Origin of the sequence: Gracilibacillus xinjiangensis, assembly GCF_042651765.1 — a bacterium.
Classification (GTDB): domain Bacteria; phylum Bacillota; class Bacilli; order Bacillales; family Amphibacillaceae; genus Gracilibacillus; species Gracilibacillus xinjiangensis.
Genome location: NZ_JBHSDT010000002.1, coordinates 1 through 22,667, shown reverse-complemented (window position 1 = coordinate 22,667; position 22,667 = coordinate 1). Strand labels below are relative to the sequence as shown.

Here is a 22,667-nt window from a genome sequence, read left to right as displayed (position 1 = left end):
AATAAAGGAGCATTCCTGTAATGAAGAAAATAGAGGGCTGAACAAAAAAGAGCCATCTTGGTATAGTACAGGGTATCAATGCGCGTTGACAACGAATTAAAAAAACATACCAATGGCGGAGTCAATAGTGAATTATACACAAAATCAAAAAAACTCTCCAATCACAACTTCTACTCCTAATATTGGCATAGACATTGCCAAAGACAAACATGTCCCACGTGCCCAAGATAATCGAGGCAAAGAGTTTGGAAAACTTCTTATCTTTTAATATAAGATGCATAGCTTTGAAAAGTATGCATATGAAGAAAAGTAAGAGCTCGATGATAATTCTCCTGCCAAAAATGATACGAAGGATTCCCATGTTATCAGTCAGTTAGTAAAAGATAGGTGATACTCTGTACCAAATTTCTTAGATGGTGTTTATGCCGAACTGAGCATTCCAAACTTTACCACATAGATACGCAGGACAAAAGAAAGTATGGACACGATCCGGAGACATGGGAGGTTCAAGATTGTGATTTGTGTGGAGATTCCTAAGCGCGGTTATACCTTCATTTTCCAAAACTAATCCAGTTTGAAAGATAGGAAGGTTCCCCCATCTGTAAATATTAAGAAAGATACAATTTATATCCATTGATCTAGGTAGGTTCACTATATGGTGATGATGAATTGTGAGAATAAATGAGTGTTTGGAAGAAAAATAAACTTTATTGAGGGAGGATTTAATTGTGAGAAAACATAAGCGGAATTTCGCAATTTTTGCGATAGCTATTCTATTAATATCTAATTTCCAATTATTAAGTTTAGCAGCAGAGTCTAGTGAAAACCTACCTGATTTCTCAAGAAACTTTACAATTGGAGAAAGGGAAATGGAATTTAATGTATTTGGATCTAATACTTCTATTGAAACTAATCCAGACATTTTAGTCCAATCAGACAATGCAGTTACAATAGAAGCCAATGGCGGAAAAGTATCAAGTAGCGTTGATGGTATTTCATTTTTACATGACTCTATTTCTGCTGATGCAAATTTTGAAATAACTGCAACAGCTAAGGTGGAGTATATAGGTGCGAATAATCAAGTATCTTTTGGTCTAATGCTACGTGATTCAATTGGTGAGCATCAAAATTCTGAAGGTCATGAATCAAACTATGTAGCTGCAGGTGCACTAGATCAAAAAATCAAAGGTTTTTATAAAGAAGGTTCTTTGACAAAATTGGATTCATTTCCAACAAATAAAATACCTATGAAAGATGAAAAATATCACTTATCTATTCGGAAATCTGGTGATACTTATATTGTAACATCTAACGGAGATTCAGAATATTTTACTGTTAAAGAATTATTCTCCGATGAAATACATGTCGGTGTTTATGCTGCAAGAGATGCAAGGGTCACATTCAGCGAGATATCGATTACTGAATCCCGAAATGTAAGCGCTATTAAGGTTAATTCGAACAAATTACAAAAACGTGAATACTTAGTTGGAGAAGAATTGGATCTGAAAGGGCTTGAGGTTTTAGCAGTATATGAAGATGGTGGAACTGAAACACTCACATCAGATGATTACTTTGTTACAGATTTTAATAGTAATGAGATCGGTACAAACACTTTAACAGTACACTATAATGGGCTCTCAAAAACTATCGATGTTGAAATTCTCCCTCTAACAGTGACAAAATTAGAGGTGAAATATTATCCTGCAAAAGTAAGATATTATGTAAATGATATCTTTAAACCAGAAGGATTGTTAGTCGAAGCAACTTATAATGATGGCTATAGTATAAAGGAAGTGTCAGATGATTTCTATAATATAACTATTAATGGAAAGAAAGTTGAGAAAGGCGCTATACTTAATAAGCAAGGAACACAAGAAATTGTCATAACTTCTAAAGAAAAGCCGAAAGTAAAAACAACCTTTGATGTTGAAGTAAGTGATGCAGAAATTAAAGAATTAGAAATACGACAAAAACCAAAGAAACAAACCTATTTCTTAGAGGATGAACTTGACCTTTCCGGTATGACGATCTACGCTGTTTATACAGACGGTGAAGCTGTTAGATTAATGCCAAATGACTTCGATGTTCGAGGATTTGATTCTAAAAAAATTGGTGAAAAGGAGCTGACAGTGCAATATAAAAAGGCAGAAGCCTCTTTACCAATTAAAGTGAAAGAAAGGGAACTACAAAGTATTGAGATAGACAACTACCCTCAAACGACTTTTTTGGTTGGTGAATCCTTTGAAAATGAAGGAATCTCAATAACAAAAGTGTATGATAATGGGGATAGATCGCTTCTTGATGAAGAGGAATTTACGATTGATTCGTCCGGATTTGACAGTGAAGCGCCTGGTGTATATGAAATTATAGTAAAACCTGAAAATAATAAACTATTACCAATATCATACGAGGTAACTGTTCGTGAACATCAAGAACATGAATGGAAGTCAATAAATTTCGGTCAGTCAACATCTCCTGAAAAGAATACTATAGAGGTATCAGATGATGGGGCCATAAAACTAGCTGCTAAAGAAGCAGGTAAAATTACTGGGGACCATGATGGGATTTCTTATTACTATACAGAATTAGATGCGAATGAAGACAACTTTGTCCTATCTGCAGATATCAAAGTATTAGATTATGCCAAAAACCCTCATGACGGTCAAGAATCTTTTGGGATTATGGCAAGAGACGCAATAGGAACTGAAGGTGATTCTGCTGTGTTCGCCTCTAACATAGCGGCTATAGGCGGATTTAGCGGTAGTACAAAAGAACCCAATGGAACACAGCTTTTTGTAAGGACTGGCGTAGAGGCACCTGATGGGACAGGCAGCCAAGGTTTGCAACATACCATGATCGAAGAACAGAAACCAACAGCCGAAACAACAGAGACCAATTATCACCTGACTTTAACAAAAACAAATAGTGGTTTTATTGGGCAACTAAATGATGGCGAAGAGCATATAATTTTTGAACCAGAAATACTGAATGTTCAGAATGACAAAATGTATGTAGGATTCTATACAGCGCGTGTTGCAACAATCGAAGTTAGGGATATAGAATTGGAAGTGAGTTCTACTAAAACAGATGCTCCAAAATTGGAACAGCCAAAAGCCCCTCTGGCAAGTAGTCTTGATATTGAGTCATTAGAAAAAACAGGAGATGAATCTTATTCATTTAAATTTAAGTCGAATGTTAATGGTGTAGCATCCGTTCGAAAAGGATTGGAAGTGGTTGCAGAAGAGGTGGATGTTATTGGAGGCAAGTTAGTTGAGTTAGAAACAACACTAGCAACTAATCAAGATACTAACTTTAGTGTAGTATTTCTGCCAGATGATACACAAAATTTAGAAGATTACAGTCCAATTATACGTAATTTTACCGTATCGATGAAGGTTTTTAATGGTGGGAAGATCTATGTTGCACCAGATGGCTCAGCTAATGGAGATGGTTCTAGAGAACAACCATTAGACTTAGACACTGCCATTGATTATGTACACAAGGGTCAGCAAATCATTGTACAAGAAGGTCATTATATACGTAACCAACCGCTTCTTATAGCAAAATATAATGACGGTACAGAAGACGAGATGAAAGTATTAATGGCAGACCCTGATGCGGGTAACCGACCTGTAATTGACTTTGATAAAAGAACACAGGGTGTAATCCATAGTGGGGATTATTGGCATGTAAAAGGAATTGATTTTAAAAGATCTGCGCCGAACATGAAAGGATACAATATTGGTGGCAGTCACAATATTATTGAGAATGTTGCTATCTATGAAAATGGTGATACCGGCTTGCAGATTAGTAGAACCGACCAATCGAACACGATAGAGGACTGGCCAGCCTATAACCTAGTGCTTAACAGTATTTCATTTGATAACCGAGACCCTTCCGAAAACAATGCAGATGGCTTTGCAGCAAAATTAACAGTAGGAGAAGGCAATGTTTTCCGTGGTTCCGTTTCACATAATAATATTGATGATGGCTGGGATCTTTATACAAAAGTTGGAACAGGAGCAATTGGTGCTGTTACAATAGAAAACAGCATTGCGTATAATAATGGTTATATAACTGGAAGTTCTCAAGGTAAAGGCAGCCAAAATGGGTTTAAACTTGGTGGAGAAGGTGTGCATGTACCCCATGTTATCCGAAACAGTGTAGCATTTGGTAACGGAGCTTCTGGATTCTCAAGTAACAGTAATCCAGGCGTGATTGCAGAGAATAATTATGCTTTTGACAATGCGGGCGGAAATATCACTTTTATTACCTACTCTGGAATTGAAGAAGATTTCTTGATTGATGGATTTGTCTCATTCCATACTAAAGAGGGTAATGCTGCAGATGAATATCCATCAAGACTTCTTAGTGAGAAGAATTTTATGTATGATGGGAAGAAAACTGCTAATCTAGCTGATAATAATGTACCAGAAGATGTTTTATCTGTACTTAAAGAGATAATAGAAATTGAAAGAGATGCAAATGGTCAAATTAATTGGGGAGATACTTGGGATATTTTAAACCAATTTATGGCGCATTACTAAAAAAGTTAGTTGTTGAAGACGAGAGGAGATTATTTCGCAGCACACAAATTGCCTAAAAATACAATAATCTTTTTAATGAAGGTGCTTAACAGTAATTCTCGGAAAACTTTGTATTTATTAAGAAATAAGCGTATAATAGAAGTAGTACCCATGAAAGGGAGTGCCGAATGGCTTATTTCAATAATCAAAAAGAACCGGTGAAAAACGTTGAGACTAATGTCTGGTCATGTGTCAGTGAAGATTGCCAAGGATGGATGCGAGAGAATTATTCTTTTGACAAAAAACCAGTCTGCCCCATATGCCAATCAGAAATGGAAAAAGAAGTTAGAGTGGTACCAGAAATGAAATAACATTTACAGAACTGCTTTCTTTTCAATAGAGAGCAGTTCTTCTTAATTTTATAAAACAACAAATAGAGAACAGGAATACAAAAATAAGTCTTAAGCGAATATATTATGTAAAATGAGTTTATAATGAATCAAACCAGCTTTACTGGTGAACCTTCTCAAGATACTGCCTTGTTTGAACGCTACTTTGCTCTTCCCTAAAAACACCCGAACTTATGGTATAAAAATAAGCAAATTTGCTATCCATTTATTCATCTATTTTCAAAGTTATCGTGTATAATAGTGATACTTAGATTCGTTTTATGGGCGGAGTACATACAGATAATTAGTATAGTAACAGGGAGTTCGATCATTTTTTCATTACTATACGTTCGTTAAGATTTCAGAAAGATCTGGCTTTTTTATTAGAATAAATTATACACCGTTATTGCAGAGGGATATATAAAATGAAGTTAACCATACGAGAAATCGCAAAAATGGCAGGGGTTTCACCAGGCACGGTATCAAAAGTTATTAATCAAACTGGCAGCATTAGCCCTAATACCATCAGAAAAGTAAAAGGAATTATCGAAAAAACTGGTTATCAGCCAAGTTTTTCAGCAAAAGCATTAGCGACAAAAAAATCTAATATGATTGGTTTAATATATGCAGGGGAAGTAAATGTTGAATTTAATCATCCTTTTTTTAATCAAGTAATTAATTCTTTTAAAAATGCTGTTGGCCAGTTAGGCTATGATATTTTAATCTTTTCCAATCAATCGTTTAATATAGGAAAGGAAGATTATGTTGCCAGAGCCAAGCACTACCAGTTGGACGGATGTTTAGTTATTGCCGGGGAACAGATTGAAGATGCTGTTTACCGACTTGACCAAAGTGATATTCCGACAGTAGCAGTCGACTTAGAACTGACTGGGGAGAGATCCAGCTATATAATGACAGATAATCAGAAGATTTCACGTCAAGTTGTTGAATATTTCTATTTGAATGGGCTTCGTAAGCCTGCTTTTATTGGCGGTCCTGGGGATTCTGTCATATCCAATCAACGAAAAGAAGCATTTCTTGAAGGAATGAAAGAATATGGAATGGAATATAGAGATGAATGGATAAAGCATGGGGATTATTTAGAAGAAAGCGGCTATTTCAAAATGAAAGAGATATTACAATCGGGTATAGTGCCAGACGCCGTTTTTGCAGTTTCTGATCTGATGGCACTGGGTGTATTAAGAGCACTGAAAGAAGCTGGGAAATCTGTACCTGATGATATAAAAGTAATTGGATGTGATGATATAGAAGCATGTCGTTATAGCAGCCCATCACTTGCCACAGTCAGGCAAGATCAAGTGAAAATCGGTAAGTTAGCTGCAAATGTATTGTATGATTTAATTAATGATCGGAGGGTGCAGAAATCTGTTTACGTTGATCCTGAATTAATTATAAGAGAGTCTGGTGAAATCAAAAAAATCTTATAAAAAAGGTTTATTTTTTGGGGAAGTGGTTATAATCTTTAAAGATAAATAAAACTAAATGTTGTGGAGTAGGTGATTGGATGTTTACAAGTGATTCCGTGCTATTTCGAACTGTTCATATTGCAGCATGCTTTATCACATTGCAACTATTTTGGTTTTTCTTTTCTTTAGGCATTATTACTGTTATTCCAGCTACTATGTCAATGTATGCGGTTGTGTTAGAGTGGTCTAAGAATGGATTTGAACTAGGAATATGGAAAAGTTTCTTTCATTCATTTAAATACTATTTTCGCAAAACGTTGTATCTTGGATTAAATGCTGGATTTGTTTTAATTTTACTTGCTTATTATGATGCATTCATTTTTTCATTCGTTAGCAGTGATTTCTTTGTAATTAAAGCGATATGGTTGTTTGTGATTGGAATAATTTTTTTCATTGTTCTTTCCATAGTGCCTTTAATTGTAACATCACACCTTAAAGGGATTAATCTTTGGAAGAACGCATCGGTTGCTTCAGTAGCTTTAATGCCGCATATTCTTTTAATTGCAGGGGTTGGTATAGGATTTGGTCTAATATCGGCCTATTTACCCTTAACCATTCCGCTATTTATTAGCTTGTTTTCCTTTATCCACATGCAGGTCTGGCAACATGCTGTAAAGAAACTCCCGACAGACTTTTTAGATCAATGTTTGTTAAAGTATCGGTACAGATAACCATCTCAAAGAATGAGATGGTTTTTTATTTTGTTGGCAGATGGGGAACTGGTTGCTGTTAAGGACCGAATTTTTCCAATACTTGCTGATTACCAAATTATATGAAGAGTTCATTGCTTTACAAGTTTTCGTAATGTCTGAACATACTCCAAAGCTTCAGGTGTATCACCGTGAACACAAATTGTATCAGCTCTTAAGTTTATCTTCGTTCCATTCGTTGCAATAACAGTCTGTTCGTTTAAAATTAACTCGACTTGTTTGAGGGTATCTTCCATACTATGAATAACTGCATTTTTCTCATCACGAGGGGTCAGTGTTCCGTCAGGCTGATATGTTCTGTCAGCAAATACTTCATGTGCTACTTGTAAACCAAGCTCTTCTCCTGCTTCTGTTAAGCAGCTGTTGGCAAGGCCATATAATATTAAGTTACAGTCAAAATCATATACTGCTTGAGCTACAGCTTTAGCTATTGTTTTGTTTTGAGAAGCCATGTTATAAAGTGCTCCATGAGGTTTTACATGATGAATTTGTGTGTCCTGTACTTTAGTAAAAGCAGCTAGTGCTCCAATTTGATATAACACAATTCCATATATTTCTGAGCCATTAAACTCCATTTTCCGCCGACCAAATCCTTGTAAATCTGGAAAGCTAGGGTGTGCACCAATCCGAACTTGATGATCCTTAGCAAGTTGAACGGTAGATTGTATTGTTTGCACATCTCCTGCGTGAAAACCACAAGCGATATTAGCTGCATCGATGAATGGGATGATCGCTAAGTCATTCCCAATTCGGTAACGTCCAAAGCTCTCCCCTAAGTCGCAATTTAATTCCATTTCAGTATTTCCCTCCATTTATATAACAATGTTTGTTTAAGCTGATTTAGAAACTTTTCGTGCAAAGTTAATTGTGCAATTGCTGAATTCATTGAACATTTCTCGAATGTAAATCTTCTCGTTGGTGTCATTTGACTTAAGGCAGGTAAATCTACTTGAATCACTTGGCCAATTTTTGGATAACCACCGGTAGGTTGACCATCAGCCATTAATACAATTGGCTCTCCGCCAGGTGGAACTTGTATTGCACCAAACTGGACTGGTTCCGTTAAAAGCTGGTCATTACGTAATGTTTCTACTTTATTCCCGATTAAACGATATCCCATTCTGTTCGACTTAGGTGAAACTTGCCAAAACGTTTCTGTCAAATGATTTTTATTAAACCAGCTATATTGAGGTCCCTCTAGAAAACGAATAACTGAACGATCTTTATGGATATATTCAAAAATTTTTTTATCTAACTTCCATTTAATTTTATGTTTTAAGGAGAAAGGCCTTATCGGTAATTGGTCATTTGTTTTTAACTTTCTCGAAAGAAAATCCTGATTACCCAAGCGTGCAATCATACTTCTGCTATCTAGTTTTTTATTAATACGAATACCGCCTTTGATCGATAGATAGGCATAAATTCCTTGTTTACATGCGCGACATTGCAATATATCTCCTTTTCTTATAAGAACTGGGCGATGCAATGGGAAGCTGTATCCATTTAAGTTGGCGGTTATTTCAGCTCCTGTTATTGCAATAACTGTGTCACACGTGAATTCTATTGTTGGTCCCATGAAACACATCTCTAGTACAGCTTCGCTATCCTCGTTCCCTACCAGGTAATTAGCAAGTCTCATCGCAGTATTATCCATAGGTCCACCTGGAGAAAAACCAAATGAACGATAATTCAATCTACCTAAGTCCTGAATTGTTGTATGTATGCCTTCTTCTATTATTATCATTTACCTGGCTCCTTACAAGCAGCAATTTCTGCGAATTCTCTTGAATCAATTTGGTAAAATTTAATTTGATCCCCTGATTGGAATCGTGTTGGTATTTTGTTATCTACAGTTACTAATTGTTTTGGAGTTCTCCCGATAACCTGCCAACCGCCAGGTGACTCACTTGGATAGATTCCTGTTTGCTTGCCGGCAATCCCAACAGAACCGCCATGGATAGATTGGCGGGGTGTTGCCTTTCTAGGTGTTGCTATCTCTTCACACATCCCGCCAAGAAATGGGAAACCAGGTGAGAAACCAATAAAGTATACTGTATAGATTGGTGATAAATGCAGATTGATAACCTCTTCTATAGTTAAATGATTATATTTAGCAACATAATGGATATCAGGACTAAACTCCTCTTCATAGCAAACAGGAATATGATGTAATGTTGGAGAGGTGGAATTTTCATAGGAATGGTTACATAGTTCATTGATTATTTCTGCTACCTTATTGTGAGAAGTTTGTAATGGATTAAAATATATTACTAAAGTTGTGTAGCCGATAACTGCTTCAACTAGTTCAGATTTATTACTGGTGTTTATCGCTTTCTGTAATGCAATTAACTGCTGATGAGCACGTGGATGAAGTGTGTCACCTAATTTTATCATTAGTGCATTTTCTGCAATATTTATCATTTGCATGATTGACACCCCCGAATATATTTTAGCGAAATCTGCTATAAAAGAAAATAGATTCTCGACTTTTCCTCAACAAGCAAGCAGCTCAATCTCAATGGAAGAGTATCATCCAGGTCGGATGAATTAGCAAGACTAGCCGAAGAATTAAACAGCTTGATAAGAAATTTTAAATATAATTATGTTTAATTGGCAAGTATTTATTAAGAAGAAAGAACCAGGCATCCAATTAAATTTAACCTGGTTCTTTTTATTTAGCTATATCCGGACTATTTTTTATGATTTCCTCTGTTAGATTATAAATTGACAATAATTCATATAAAATAATCAATTCAGATGAAAACAAGTTCTCATATTCTTTATCATTTGGGATATTATTCTTCCAAAAATGTTCCATTAACTTCTTAACTTGCTGTTTATATGCGTTCGCTTTATAGTGATCTGGAAACTTCATAAAATCGACAAGGGTATTGACCATATTTATTATATCTTCACATTCTTGTTTGGACCAGCAAACACTCTTGACAGGAGTGTTTATTAAGTTCCCAATATGATAGTGAACAAGTCTCAATTTTGCAACGTTTATCTGCTCTAATTCAAATAATTTTTTTGTATCTTCCTTTAGGCGGTGGTACTTCGTCTCATCTGCCTGATATTGCAAAAGTTCATCTGTTTTATCAAGAGCAACTTTCAATTGCTGAAACCTGTGATCCACATCTTCACGATGGAACGTATTATTATTATTATTTTGTATTAATATTTTTGTGACCATCCCAAGCGCCTCACCAGTTTGCTTTAGCAAGACCTCAAAATTAGATGAGATCTTTTTCGTATAATTCGGAGGTAAGACAAACATATTTACTAATGTGGAAACAAGTAAACCAATAGTAGTTGTTCCAAGACGAATGAGGAATGATATCAAGAGATTAGAGTGAATAACCTCAATCATTGCTACAGAGGTTAATGTTGCAACAAGTAACCCCGCATTCAGCCCTAAACGGAAACAGGTAATAATGGTAAACAGTGCTGCAAGTGTATAAGTAATCGGGGAATTACCGAAAAAGTAAATAAATATAACAGCATAGAATGAACCGATTGCTGAGGCTGGAAATCGAATAATTCCTTTTTTAATAGACGAAGCAACAGTTGGTTCGATCGTAACAATAGCCGTAATCACGGCAAAAACTGCAGGCCATCCTATCCATTGACAGATAAGGGAGGTAAGAAATACAGCTAATGCGGTTTTGATCACTCGTCTGCCGAAAATTCTTATCCGTAATTTCTTCATCATAATTAATTGAACTCCTTACAAAATACTAGTTGTTAGTATATCGCAAACAAAAAATTAATACTACGATTATGGGGTAGATAAAAAATATAAAAACATAAGTGTAAACGCTTTCTTATTTACTGCATATAATGTAAAATAAGAATAATCATTATTTTATAATCCAAGCGGGAATTTGAGGAGGTGTTCAAATTGCTTTCTATAAAAATGTTTAAACCGTATTATGTGAAAGAAGAAGGCAAGTACATTCGGGTGGTGTTGGCATATCAATATTTCTCACTTTTAATGGATGAAAAAGTATATCACTTTGTACCGCTTGAATCTCGTGAAATCCGAATCAATCGTGAAACGAAAGAAATAGAAAATAAAGATGCTGTCTTTGTTTTTCAAAAAGGGAAAAAATATAATCGAATATCATTAGTAGATTTATTGAAAGTAAAGGATTTTCAACAACATTTATCACAAATATTAACCCCGTATATATCACTGCAGAAACCGATGGAGAAAACGGATCATATAGATTATATCATAATGGAATTAGAACGGAACAATTTGTTAAGGTTGATCGATAAATCACTAGATGAAAAAGATATTGATAAATTCCGTTTCTATACAACTAAATTAATTGAAATGTAAACATCTGTAGCAGGTAGTTATTTTCCTGCTACTTTTCTATTGCAGTATACTATTATATAATTATCTTGTTGTGATAAAAGGAAACCATTAGGAGGGGAATCTGTTTATGTCTACTTTAAAATTCGGAATACTGAGTACAGCACAAATTGGTCGTACACAAGTGATTCCAGCTATTCAACGTTCTAAAAATGCAGAGGTAATTGCGATTGCAAGTCGAAATGATCAAACTGCTAAAGTAGCAGCGGAAAAATTATCAATAGATAAAACGTATAATACATATGAAGCTTTACTTAAAGATCCAGATATTGATGCAATCTACATTCCATTACCAAACTCGTTACATAAAGAATGGGTAATAAAAGCATGTCAACATAAAAAACATGTATTATGTGAAAAACCGATTGCTTTAAATAATACTGAATTAGAAGAAATTTTATTAGCTGCAAAACAAAATAAAGTAGTGGTTATGGAAGCGTTTATGTATCAATTCCATCCACAGCATGACAAAGTGAAAGAAATTATTGCCAATGGCGAAATTGGCGAAATATCTCTAATGCGTGCAAGTTTTTCCTTTTATCTAGAGGACCGTTCGAACATTCGTTTAAGTAATGACCTCGGTGGTGGATCGATGTTTGATGTAGGCTGCTATACGTTACATTCCATAAGAACTATATTTGATGATGAACCAAGTTCTGTTTTTGCAAATTCAACAAGTCGAGCTGATCTTCAAGTAGATACAACAATGAGTGGTCTGCTGTCATTTGCCGATGGGAAAATGGCGCTGTTTGACTCAAGCTTTGATTCATTCCAACGTCAGAATTATGAGGTTGTTGGGTCTAAAGGAATAATAAATGTTACTTCCGCTTATCGTCCAGATACGAACGAGAACATGGAAGGTGAAATTACTGTTAAGACTGTTAATGGAAAAACATATGTTCACAGAATCGCCGGAGACCAGTATAAATTAATGGTTGAGGATTTTGCTGAGGCGATTATAGAAGACCGGCCGCTAACTTATTCTATAGAAAATATGATAAATCAAATGAAGGTATTAGATGCTGCCTATCAAAGCAGTAAAGAAAATAGACCCATCTTGTTGTAAAATAAAAAAGCGAGCTAAGCAGCTCGCTTTATCGGTTTAAGTTGGAGATGGCATTGGCAACTTTTTCCGCAACGAAGCCACTTCCGTTTGGTTTATCTTCAATATGCTCAACCATCATGGAAACAATCATACTATCATCTATCGGATAACCAACAAACCAACCGTTTTCTTGGCCGCCTTCTTGATTTTGTGACTGTTTCAGCTCGGCAGTACCTGTTTTGCCAGCAATCTCTACTGAAGAAATATTAGCTTCTTGTCCCGTTCCATCAGTAACAACACGTCGCAGTGATTTCTTCAACAATGCAGCATTTTCATTAGAGAGAATTCCTTCTTTCCATACTTGGCTATCTTCTTCATCCATTAATAAAGTAGGATTCATTATTGTCCCATTATTAAGAATAGCAGAAAATGAACTTGCTAAGTGAAGTGCACTCATTTGTACTTCACCTTGCCCATAACTCGTATCAGCAAGTAAAATTTCATTTCCTAATGTACCATCAGACGATATTGTACTTGCTTGAATAGGGTAAGTAAATGGAAAGTCTTCTCCAATACCGAACTTCTTCATACCCGATACTAAAGCATCCTCTCCCATTTTTAATGCCTGCATTGCAAAGTAAATATTATCAGAACGAACCAATGCATTATCAAGGTTAACTAATCCTGTTGATTCAGATACTCTTTTAATGCGGTAATTTCCCCAGCTTTCCTTTTGCCAAGTTAAACCATTAATCTCCACACCTTCATTTGGATCTATGGAGCCATTTGCTAATCCTACAGCACTTGTAATAGGTTTAAATACAGAGCCTGGTGCAAAGGTTGAAGCAAATCTATTCAAAAGTGGTGTGTTCGGGTCATTGTTCCATTTATCCCAAGTATTTGAACTTAGTCCATATAAAAATGCACTTGGATCGAATGATGGGCTGCTTACTAGTGCCAATACTTCTCCAGTACCGGGATTTATTGCAGATGCGGTACCAGCCTCGCCATTAAGAGAGTAATACAATTCATTTTGAACATTTACATCGATCGTTAGATTAAAACTTTTGCCATTTTTCACTTCTTCTTCAACAATGATGGTAGGCTCTTGCCCTTCTTTTTCTGCATAAATTACTATACCTTCTTCACCGCGTAATTCTTCTTCAAACAATTCTTCCAATCCACGATAACCGATAAGGTCATTCTCATTGTATATATTTTCATCAACTTCCTCTAGCTTTTCGGCTGTAATAGGGGCAATGTATCCAACTAGGTGAGCAGTTGCTTCGCCGAAAGGATAAATTCTCCCGACAGTAGTCTGGTAGGTGAGTGGTTTAATTTCATTAACCGCTCCTGCTAGATCCTTTTCAGCTAAACTAGGTACTACCTTTAATGGAACAAACAGATTTGGTTGTACCCAATTTTGATTTAATTTTGCTTCAATTTCTTCTACTGTAATATCTAATAATTCGGCAATTTGTTGTTTCTCGGAATCACTATTTTCAGTGAAAGCTTCCGGTACAACACCCATCTCATAAATACTTTCATTGATAGCTAATCCTTGCCGGTTTCGGTCGTAGATTTGTCCCCTTACAGGTGCAACAGTCCTTAATCCAATGGTTCCGCCATCTTCTATTTCTGGAAATATAAGGCCGGCGTTCCAATTGACTAGCCAATTTGTTTTTTCTTCTTCCTCCACAACTTCTGTTGTTTTTACCATTTCAATTTCGCTATCGAATGAAATCGTACCTGCTACAGAATCCATACTTACATGTATCGGAAAAACGGCAGATTCGGTTTCCTCGTCATTGTTGTCCTCTGATTCTGATTGTTCAGGAAAATCAAAATTAACTTGCAAATTTTCTATACCAATATCGGAATATATCTTCTCATATCTTTCTATAAAATCCTCTTTTTCAATTGCGGCTACCATATCATACATGGCATTAAAATCATATGATTCCCAATGGTCCACGTATTCCTGTAATCGTTCTTCTGGTTTCACCTCATCTTCTTGTTGGCATCCCGTTATAATAATCAAGAAGAGTACGAATGAAAACAGTAACATTTTTTTCAATTGGAAAACCCCTTTTATATTGTTGGAAAATGTTTACTTTTAAAAAACGTATTGTCCAAGTCAATACGTTTTTATCTGAATGAAATATTATATTCTATACTATATTATACTAATTTTTTGGAATTAATGCACGTGTTTAACAGAATCTCTATATTGTGGTAAAATAAAGTAAGCGAATACATGGGAGTGGTTATGATGAGGGAAACAAGATTGGACGAGCTTTTACATCATTTTGTTGAAAATGGACCAAGTGGAGCAGCATTATCTGTTATGAAAAGTTCTCAAACTGTTTATGAAAATTACGTTGGCTATGCAAACAAAGAAGAGGGGATCCTAATTGATTCAAATACTATCTATCGTATTTTCTCGATGACTAAAATTGTCACATGTGTTGCGGCATTGCAATTATTAGAGCAAGGTAAGCTTTTACTTACAGACCCGATAGCAGAGTATCTCCCAGAATTTAAAGAAATGGAAGTTTATCATTCCGGGAGTGGTATTAATCTTAAAACATCAACGGCGAAGAAGCCGATATTAGTAAAGGATTTATTTAAAATGACATCAGGACTTACCTATGGAGGAAACGGAACAGAGGTAGAACGACTAACATCAATGGTGATGAGAGAAGTGAGTCAATTAGAAGAAAAGGCGGGAGAATCTCTTTTACAACAATTTTCGAGAAGGTTAGCGGGATTACCTTTAGAGTTTGAACCTGGAACCCACTGGAAATATGGATTGAGTCATGATGTTTTAGGTGCATTAATCGAAGTGGTGACTGGTATGTCTTTCGGGCAATATTTGTCTACATATATTTTTAATCCATTGCAAATGGAAGATACTTTTTTCCAAGTACCTGATAGTAAAAAACATCGATTAGCTAGATTATATGACCGAAATGAGGATGGAACTCTAACTCATAATACTATGTTGGCTAAACATGCGGAGCCGATTGCTATCATAGAAAGTGGTGGTGCTGGTCTGTTTTCAACATTAGCGGATTACCAGAAGTTTGCACACTGTCTTGCGATGGGAGGGGAACTTGGTGACTGTCGCTTGTTAAGTAAATATTCGATACAGTTACTGGCTCAAAATCATTTAAACGAAAAGTTGCTGCCAGAATTGGGTTGGAGTTATGAGAATGGTTACGGCTATGGTTTAGGAGTAAGGGTTATGTTAGATCAAACGTTAGGTGGAAGTAATAGTGAAATTGGTGAATTCGGTTGGTCAGGCCTCGCAGGCACTTATGTATTAATTGATCCAAAAAATCAGTTATCTGCAGTATATATGCAACAGATGTTACCGAATTTAGAGACATATCACCAACCGAGAATCCGTAACGTTGTCTATGGATTGATTGAATAGATCAAGTAAAAAAGGTGACTCATCGCAGAAGTTGTAAGGCAATCATGGTTCACCTTTTATGATCTATGTTATAGAAATGGCTTATTTCAAAGATAATTTACATTACAATGTCAGCAATTGTCTGATAGGAATATAGGCGATCATCATGATTATAAATCTGTCCATTTATAATAACTTCATCAGCTTTTGTTTCCTCAATGAATAATTGCAGTTTTTCTTGTACTGTCTTTTTATCCCCGACGATTGTGGTTTTACTATTTATATTTTTTTCTACTGAAGCTTTTTCATAAACGTTCCACACTCTGTCTATATCATCAATTGGGGGCATTAATTCAGACGGTGCACCACGAATCAGGTTAAGAAATTGCTGTTGTGTGGAAGTGGCTAACCATTTTGCTCGATCAGTTGTTTCAGCCGCAATTATGTTAACACCTACCATTACATATGGTTTATCTAACTGGGTAGAGGGTTGAAAGTGCTCCCGGTACATGCGTAAAGCTGGTAATGTGTAATCAGGTGAAAAATGACTAGCAAAAGCAAATGGCATACCTTTTTTAGCAGCAAGTTTTGCACTGAAATCACTCGAACCTAATAACCATATTGGAATGTTGGATCCTTTTCCAGGAATCGCTTTTACTCTTTCTGTTCCGGCAAAATATCCTTCTAATTCATCCACTTGAAGCGGGAAATCTTCAGGACTGCTATTTAAGGTCCGTCTTAAAGCATAAGCTGTTGCTTGATCACTTCCTGGGGCACGTCCTAATCCTAAATCGATACGGTTTGGATAGAGTGAATCTAGTGTACCAAATTGTTCGGCAATTACTAATGGTGCATGATTTGGTAACATGATGCCCCCAGCACCTACACGAATTTTCTTAGTATTACTTGCAACATGACTAATGACAAGAGATGTAGCAGAACTTGCAATGCCAGGCATGTTATGGTGTTCTGCTAACCAGTATCTATGATACCCCCATTCCTCAGCATGCCTGGCTAAATCTGCACTGTTTGTGAAGGAATGTGATGGAGTATGCCCCTCCAATACAGGTGCCAGATCTAAGACCGAAAATTTTATATTTGAAAAAACTTGGCTCATTTTATTCACTCCTATGTTTTACTTGCTATCGAAGAAGATGATACGCTGAATAGCAAAGTTCGTCTAATAATCTGCTTAAAGAGGGAAATTTGAAATGCAATTAAGAAAAGCTGAAAAAAGCTCCTTTTAGAACTTTTGTTGTTCTAATTTTGCCATATGAGAAAGCACGAATGGCTGATTCGTTGAAAGAAATTGGGCTGATCAACGGATTTGAGAAAAAATTATTTGTTTTGAAAAACTAATAGTATATTATGAGAAAAAATGAAGGTAACATTAGTCCTTGCTGTAAAGTTTTTTTTAAAAAAAAACTACAAAAAAACACTAGTTGTCGAAACAACTAGTGTTTTTTATTAAGTGCTAATTAGTTTTTTGTAACGTTAGCAGCTTGTGGTCCACGGTTACCTTCTTCGATTTCGAAAGATACGCTTTGACCTTCTTCAAGTGTTTTAAAGCCCTCGCCTTGGATAGCAGAGAAGTGTACGAATACATCATCTTGTCCTTCAACTTCGATAAATCCAAAACCTTTGTCTGCGTTAAACCATTTTACTGTACCTTGTACCATATTTCTTTTCCTCCTAGTGTGAACCGTTCACACAAATGTATTACTATTCTTGCTCTTGCCTCAAAACGAAAACTTAACGTTACGATACTTGAAGGTGTCATCGAACAAAATAGCTAAATTCATTATAACAAGCGGAACTATAAATTGCAAGCGTCTCCCCGAAAAAATTAAATATTTTTGACTTCCCATTGTAATGGATCTGTTATTATATCAGCCATGAGGCAACGTAAGACTTCTTCAATTTCGTTATATCATGATCAGACTGAGATTTATCATGAATAGAAAGGAAACGAGAAAATATTTTAATAGAGATGATTTTGTATTAAACTCTGAACTAGGTATATTTTAAGAGGGGAAGAAGATTGAAGGTATTAATGAGGCTTTAAAACATTCGTATGATTTTGTTATTTACAAATACAGCATTCTTCATTATTTTAACCATTCTAATTGTTATAAGAGTTATCGTTTAACATTTCAGTTAAGTGATGCTTTAGAGATTCCATTTTTAGAAAGTATTTCTCAGGCTTTTATTTTTCCTCCCATTATTACATGGGTGCTAGGAGTATTATTAATTATACATCTGGTTAACGAAGTATTTATTAAAAAGGAGAATAATGTCTAAGATAATAATACCTTCTATTGCAAAAACAGCTGCTACAGTTTAAGATAATATGATGGATTATTTGGTTTAAAATGAAATGAGGTATCGTTAATGGATAAAAGGTCAATCTATTCATTCACACTAAATGAATTGGCAGATTGGTTAGTGGAACATGGACAAAAAAAATTCCGAGCAAAGCAGATATGGGATTGGCTATATAAAAAGAGAGTAGATCATTTTCAAGAAATGTATAACCTTAATCAGGAGTGCCTGTTATTATTAGAAGAAAACTTTGTTATTGGTACACTAAAGGAAGAGATTAAACAAGAGTCAAAAGATGGAACGATTAAGTTTCTTTTCAAAATGACTGATGGAAACTTAATAGAAACAGTATTAATGAAGTTTAATTACGGTTATTCTGTTTGTGTGACTACCCAAGTCGGTTGTAACATTGGCTGTTCATTCTGTGCCAGCGGTTTGTTAACAAAGGACAGGGACTTAAATGCTGGTGAAATTGTCGAACAAATTATGAAAGTACAAAAAGATTTAGATAAAAAAGGTAAAGAAGAAAGAGTAAGTCATATTGTTGTTATGGGTATCGGTGAGCCTTTCGACAACTATGATAATACGATGAATTTTTTGCGCATTGTTAACGAGCAAAAAGGACTTTCAATCGGCGCCCGCCATATTACGGTTTCAACAAGTGGTTTAGCGAAGCGGATTTATGACTTTGCTGATGAAAATATCCAGGTGAATCTTGCTTTGTCATTACATGCCCCGAACAACGAGTTACGGACAAAAATAATGAAAATAAACAAGGCATTCCCACTCGAAAAATTAATGCCGGCAATTGACTATTATTTAGAAAAGACCAACCGAAGAATCACTTTTGAATATATCTTGTTGAAAGATGTAAATGATCATAAAGAAGAAGCGAGACAATTAGTACAGCTACTAAAAAACAAACGTCATTTATCATATGTTAACTTGATTCCATACAATCCGGTTGATGAGCATAATCAATATAGTCGAAGTGAAAAACAAGCAATTCTCGACTTTTATCAAATATTATTAGAGAATGGCATTAATAGTGGTGTCCGTGTAGAACATGGTACAGACATTGATGCTGCCTGTGGACAATTAAGAAGTAAGCAAATGCAGAAAGAAAAACAAAAAGCATAATATAGGAATTTGTACTACTAAATAAAGGGAGCATTAATGCTGTTTTTCAGAACTTGACAAAATTCAGACATTTCTTTAAACTATCAGAAAGTAAACGAATGTATCTAATTTCATGACTTTATTGATGTATATAAATAAACGATGAAGAGGATTATTAGTAAAGTAATCAGGATATAGAGAGGTGGCGGTATGGTGCAAGCCACTCCTGATCTTTATGAACTCACCTCTGATGTTACAAAAGTGAAAATGGAAGTAGCTTTTGTCGTGATCCGCGTTAAGGAAATGAAGTGAGTGTATTAGTAATAACACACTAATTTTGGGTGGTACCGCGGGAATCTCTCTCGTCCCATTTTTTTGGGATGAGGGGGATTTTTTTGTATTATAGAACGTATGTTTTTTGAGTGATTAAAGTGTATAAAAGGAGGAAATTAAGATGGCTTATGATCATAATGCTATTGAGAAAAAATGGCGAGATTATTGGATAAATAATAAAACATTTGCGACAAATACAGCTTCAAACAAAGAAAAATTCTATGCACTAGATATGTTTCCATACCCCTCTGGGGCTGGTTTACATGTTGGGCATCCCGAAGGTTACACAGCAACAGATATCTTATCAAGAATGAAAAGAATGCAAGGCTATGAAGTACTTCATCCAATTGGCTGGGATGCTTTTGGTTTACCGGCAGAACAGTATGCTCTGGATACAGGTAATGACCCTGCAGAATTCACAGAGAAAAATATCAATACATTCAGACGCCAAATACAAGAATTAGGCTTCTCTTATGATTGGGATCGTGAAGTAAATACAACTGATCCAGATTATTATAAATGGACTCAATGGATCTTTTTGAAATTATATGAGAAGGGACTCGCATATATTGATGAAGTTCCTGTTAACTGGTGTCCAGCACTAGGAACTGTTCTGGCTAATGAAGAAGTTATTGATGGTAAAAGTGAACGTGGCGGTCATCCAGTTGAACGAAAACCTATGAAGCAATGGATGTTAAAAATAACAGCCTATGCTGATCGGCTGCTGGAAGATTTAGAAGAGTTAGATTGGCCTGAAAGTATTAAAGATATGCAAAGAAATTGGATTGGTCGTTCAGAAGGTGCGGAAGTTGTGTTTGGCATTGACGGTTATGAAGATTCATTTACTGTCTTTACAACAAGGCCAGATACACTATTTGGTGCAACATATGCCGTGTTAGCACCTGAACATCCTTTAGTCGATAAAATCGTAACAACTGAACAAAAAAATTCAGTAGATGATTACATTAATAAAGTCAAAACGAAAAGTGATTTAGAAAGAACAGATTTAGCTAAAGATAAAACAGGGGTTTTTACAGGGGCTTATGCAGTTAATCCAATAAATGGAGCTAAGCTGCCTATCTGGGTAGCTGATTATGTTCTAATGTCTTATGGTTCAGGGGCAATCATGGCAGTACCTGCCCATGATGAGCGTGACTATGAATTTGCAAAAACCTTTGACCTTGAGATTATCCCGGTTCTAGATGGTGGAGATGTGGAGAAGGAAGCTTTTACTGGTGATGGCCCGCATATTAATTCTGACTTTTTAAATGGATTGAATAAAGAGGATGGAATTAAGGCTGCGATCAAGTGGTTGGAATCTAACGGTAAAGGAGAAAAGAAAGTTACCTATCGACTAAGAGATTGGTTGTTTAGCCGACAACGCTATTGGGGGGAGCCAATTCCAATTATCCATTGGGAGGATGGAACAATGACTGCAGTGTCCGAAGAAGATTTACCACTTGTGTTACCGAAAACTAGTGAAATTAAACCTTCTGGCACAGGAGAATCCCCATTAGCTAACATTGATAATTGGGTAAACGTAGTTGATCCTAAGACAGGTATGAAAGGTCGCCGTGAAACAAACACAATGCCGCAGTGGGCAGGAAGTTGTTGGTATTTCCTTCGATACGTTGATCCGAAGAATTCAGAAAAATTAGCGGATCCTTCATTATTAAAAGAGTGGTTACCAATCGATGTGTATATTGGTGGTGCTGAACATGCTGTACTTCACCTTTTATATGCAAGATTCTGGCATAAATTCTTGTATGACATTGGAGTAGTGCCAACAAAAGAACCATTTAAAAAGCTATATAATCAAGGTATGATACTTGGTGAAAATAATGAGAAGATGAGTAAGTCAAAAGGGAATGTAGTAAATCCAGATGAAATAGTTGAAACACATGGTGCTGATACTTTACGACTTTATGAAATGTTTATGGGACCGCTTGATGCATCAATCGCATGGTCAACTAATGGCTTGGACGGTGCGAGAAGATTTTTAGATAGAGTCTGGAGACTTTTTGTAACAGATGAAGGAAAACTTACAGAAAAAGTTTCTGCTGCTGAAAGTACAGAAGAGTTAGAAAGAACATACCATGAAACAGTAAAAGTAGTAACACAAAATTTCGAAGATTTGCGTTTCAATACAGGAATCTCACAGATGATGGTGTTCGTAAATGAAGCATATAAAGCGGAGAATATATCGAAGAATTTTGCTGAAGGATTTATCAAATTACTGTCGCCTGTTGCACCACACTTAGCGGAAGAAATTTGGACTTTACTTGGGCATGAAGAGACAATAGCTTATGAGCAATGGCCGAGTTTTGATGAATCTAAATTGGTTCAAAATGAGGTGGAAATTGTTGTGCAAATTATGGGCAAAGTTAGAGCAAAGTTAATGGTTAATAAAAATGCAACTAAAGAAGAAATTGAAGAAATTGCTTTAAAAGAGTCATCTATCCAGGAAAGGCTTGAAGGAAAAACAATTCGTAAAGTAATTACTGTACCAGGTAAATTAGTTAACATTGTGGCAAATTAAATGGCTAAAACGCACTTGTGTTATTTCACCAAGTGCGTTTTATTTACATATTTTATAATGATAAACTAAAAATCTAATTTAACTGTTGACTTTTAAAATCAAAATGTGTAATATAGTTAGAGTTCTCGACGAAATAAAATAAACTTTATTGACAAATATAAGTTAATTCTGTTATAATTTATTTGTCGCTCAGACATTGATCATTGAAAACTGAACAAAACAACCAGTATGATTAAAAAGTAAGAACAAGCTAGCTTATAGAAGCGAGCAGATCAAATGGACGTCGATAAGTTCGCGACATCCGTGTTGCAACATCGACATCAGCACTTTCATGTGCAAGTCTTTATTGAGAGTTTGATCTTGGCTCAGGACGAACGCTGGCGGCGTGCCTAATACAT

At 35.7% G+C, this 22,667-nt stretch carries 16 protein-coding genes, 1 pseudogene and 1 other annotated feature; of the genes and pseudogenes, 10 read left to right on the top strand and 7 right to left on the bottom strand.

Features of this window, described 5'->3' with window-relative positions:
• Window positions 1-127: 127 nt before the first annotated feature.
• The 5 genes and pseudogenes from ACFOY7_RS01685 to ACFOY7_RS01665 all read left to right on the top strand — a co-directional run.
• Window positions 128-388: pseudogene (locus tag ACFOY7_RS01685) on the top strand (IS110 family transposase); the annotation flags it as partial.
• A 340-nt stretch (window positions 389-728) separates the two neighbouring features.
• Window positions 729-4,547, top strand: a complete 3,819-nt coding sequence (locus ACFOY7_RS01680; RefSeq protein ID WP_390248760.1) for a bacterial Ig-like domain-containing protein — start codon at window positions 729-731, stop codon at window positions 4,545-4,547.
• A 167-nt stretch (window positions 4,548-4,714) separates the two neighbouring features.
• Entirely contained in the window at window positions 4,715-4,897 is a 183-nt protein-coding gene (locus tag ACFOY7_RS01675; protein WP_390248758.1) for a cold-shock protein, read from the top strand.
• A gap of 443 nt (window positions 4,898-5,340) precedes the next feature.
• Window positions 5,341-6,363 carry a LacI family DNA-binding transcriptional regulator gene (locus ACFOY7_RS01670; protein ID WP_390248756.1) on the top strand — a complete coding sequence of 341 codons (1,023 nt, stop codon included), beginning with the start codon at window positions 5,341-5,343 and terminating at the stop codon, window positions 6,361-6,363.
• 77 nt (window positions 6,364-6,440) lie between these two features.
• Window positions 6,441-7,073, top strand: a complete 633-nt coding sequence (locus tag ACFOY7_RS01665) for a DUF624 domain-containing protein (RefSeq protein ID WP_390248755.1) — start codon at window positions 6,441-6,443, stop codon at window positions 7,071-7,073.
• A 110-nt stretch (window positions 7,074-7,183) separates the two neighbouring features.
• Here the strand turns inward: ACFOY7_RS01665 and ACFOY7_RS01660 are convergent, their stop codons facing one another.
• The 4 genes from ACFOY7_RS01660 to ACFOY7_RS01645 form a co-directional block, all read right to left on the bottom strand.
• Complete coding sequence (locus ACFOY7_RS01660) at window positions 7,184-7,906, bottom strand: 5-oxoprolinase subunit PxpA (RefSeq protein WP_390248753.1); 723 nt, start codon at window positions 7,904-7,906, stop codon at window positions 7,184-7,186.
• Window positions 7,897-8,856 (bottom strand): 5-oxoprolinase subunit C family protein, encoded by a 960-nt coding sequence (locus tag ACFOY7_RS01655; protein WP_390248751.1) that lies wholly within the window; start codon window positions 8,854-8,856, stop codon window positions 7,897-7,899. Before ACFOY7_RS01655 ends, ACFOY7_RS01660 begins: the two co-directional genes overlap by 10 nt.
• Window positions 8,853-9,539 (bottom strand): 5-oxoprolinase subunit PxpB, encoded by a 687-nt coding sequence (gene pxpB / locus ACFOY7_RS01650; protein WP_390248749.1) that lies wholly within the window; start codon window positions 9,537-9,539, stop codon window positions 8,853-8,855. Before pxpB ends, ACFOY7_RS01655 begins: the two co-directional genes overlap by 4 nt.
• A gap of 244 nt (window positions 9,540-9,783) precedes the next feature.
• On the bottom strand, window positions 9,784-10,824 hold the full coding sequence (locus ACFOY7_RS01645; protein ID WP_390248747.1) for an FUSC family protein: 1,041 nt from the start codon (window positions 10,822-10,824) through the stop codon (window positions 9,784-9,786).
• A 189-nt stretch (window positions 10,825-11,013) separates the two neighbouring features.
• Between ACFOY7_RS01645 and ACFOY7_RS01640 the strand changes: the two genes are divergently transcribed.
• Together ACFOY7_RS01640 and ACFOY7_RS01635 are read left to right on the top strand one after the other, a co-directional pair.
• Complete coding sequence (locus tag ACFOY7_RS01640; protein ID WP_390248745.1) at window positions 11,014-11,457, top strand: IDEAL domain-containing protein; 444 nt, start codon at window positions 11,014-11,016, stop codon at window positions 11,455-11,457.
• 106 nt (window positions 11,458-11,563) lie between these two features.
• Window positions 11,564-12,559, top strand: coding sequence for a Gfo/Idh/MocA family protein (locus ACFOY7_RS01635; RefSeq protein ID WP_390248743.1), 996 nt, complete (start codon window positions 11,564-11,566; stop codon window positions 12,557-12,559).
• Window positions 12,560-12,587: 28 nt separating this feature from the next.
• On the opposite strand, the gene ACFOY7_RS01630 is transcribed toward ACFOY7_RS01635, so the two are convergent.
• Window positions 12,588-14,606, bottom strand: coding sequence for a penicillin-binding transpeptidase domain-containing protein (locus tag ACFOY7_RS01630; RefSeq protein WP_390249212.1), 2,019 nt, complete (start codon window positions 14,604-14,606; stop codon window positions 12,588-12,590).
• 204 nt (window positions 14,607-14,810) lie between these two features.
• On the opposite strand from ACFOY7_RS01630, the gene ACFOY7_RS01625 reads away from it, so the two are divergent.
• Window positions 14,811-15,977, top strand: coding sequence for a serine hydrolase domain-containing protein (locus tag ACFOY7_RS01625; RefSeq protein WP_390248741.1), 1,167 nt, complete (start codon window positions 14,811-14,813; stop codon window positions 15,975-15,977).
• A 97-nt stretch (window positions 15,978-16,074) separates the two neighbouring features.
• Here ACFOY7_RS01625 and ACFOY7_RS01620 read toward each other — a convergent pair whose 3' ends face one another.
• On the bottom strand, window positions 16,075-17,073 hold the full coding sequence (locus ACFOY7_RS01620) for an LLM class flavin-dependent oxidoreductase (RefSeq protein ID WP_390248739.1): 999 nt from the start codon (window positions 17,071-17,073) through the stop codon (window positions 16,075-16,077).
• 361 nt (window positions 17,074-17,434) lie between these two features.
• Window positions 17,435-17,635 carry a cold-shock protein gene (locus tag ACFOY7_RS01615; protein ID WP_089740234.1) on the bottom strand — a complete coding sequence of 67 codons (201 nt, stop codon included), beginning with the start codon at window positions 17,633-17,635 and terminating at the stop codon, window positions 17,435-17,437.
• Window positions 17,636-18,347: 712 nt separating this feature from the next.
• Between ACFOY7_RS01615 and rlmN the strand changes: the two genes are divergently transcribed.
• Complete coding sequence (rlmN, locus tag ACFOY7_RS01610) at window positions 18,348-19,418, top strand: dual-specificity RNA methyltransferase RlmN (protein ID WP_390248736.1); 1,071 nt, start codon at window positions 18,348-18,350, stop codon at window positions 19,416-19,418.
• A gap of 132 nt (window positions 19,419-19,550) precedes the next feature.
• Window positions 19,551-19,770: a binding site (T-box leader), on the top strand.
• A gap of 81 nt (window positions 19,771-19,851) precedes the next feature.
• Complete coding sequence (leuS, locus tag ACFOY7_RS01605) at window positions 19,852-22,269, top strand: leucine--tRNA ligase (protein ID WP_390248734.1); 2,418 nt, start codon at window positions 19,852-19,854, stop codon at window positions 22,267-22,269.
• Window positions 22,270-22,667: the final 398 nt, after the last annotated feature.

Coding starts and splice junctions, on each gene's coding strand:
- pxpB (WP_390248749.1), bottom strand. CDS start 9,539: ATGCAAATGATAAATATTGCAGAAAATGCACTAATGATAAAATTAGGT.
- rlmN (WP_390248736.1), top strand. CDS start 18,348: ATGGATAAAAGGTCAATCTATTCATTCACACTAAATGAATTGGCAGAT.
- ACFOY7_RS01660 (WP_390248753.1), bottom strand. CDS start 7,906: ATGGAATTAAATTGCGACTTAGGGGAGAGCTTTGGACGTTACCGAATT.
- ACFOY7_RS01670 (WP_390248756.1), top strand. CDS start 5,341: ATGAAGTTAACCATACGAGAAATCGCAAAAATGGCAGGGGTTTCACCA.
- ACFOY7_RS01635 (WP_390248743.1), top strand. CDS start 11,564: ATGTCTACTTTAAAATTCGGAATACTGAGTACAGCACAAATTGGTCGT.
- ACFOY7_RS01630 (WP_390249212.1), bottom strand. CDS start 14,606: ATGTTACTGTTTTCATTCGTACTCTTCTTGATTATTATAACGGGATGC.
- ACFOY7_RS01645 (WP_390248747.1), bottom strand. CDS start 10,824: ATGATGAAGAAATTACGGATAAGAATTTTCGGCAGACGAGTGATCAAA.
- leuS (WP_390248734.1), top strand. CDS start 19,852: ATGGCTTATGATCATAATGCTATTGAGAAAAAATGGCGAGATTATTGG.
- ACFOY7_RS01665 (WP_390248755.1), top strand. CDS start 6,441: ATGTTTACAAGTGATTCCGTGCTATTTCGAACTGTTCATATTGCAGCA.
- ACFOY7_RS01675 (WP_390248758.1), top strand. CDS start 4,715: ATGGCTTATTTCAATAATCAAAAAGAACCGGTGAAAAACGTTGAGACT.
- ACFOY7_RS01655 (WP_390248751.1), bottom strand. CDS start 8,856: ATGATAATAATAGAAGAAGGCATACATACAACAATTCAGGACTTAGGT.
- ACFOY7_RS01620 (WP_390248739.1), bottom strand. CDS start 17,073: ATGAGCCAAGTTTTTTCAAATATAAAATTTTCGGTCTTAGATCTGGCA.
- ACFOY7_RS01615 (WP_089740234.1), bottom strand. CDS start 17,635: ATGGTACAAGGTACAGTAAAATGGTTTAACGCAGACAAAGGTTTTGGA.
- ACFOY7_RS01625 (WP_390248741.1), top strand. CDS start 14,811: ATGAGGGAAACAAGATTGGACGAGCTTTTACATCATTTTGTTGAAAAT.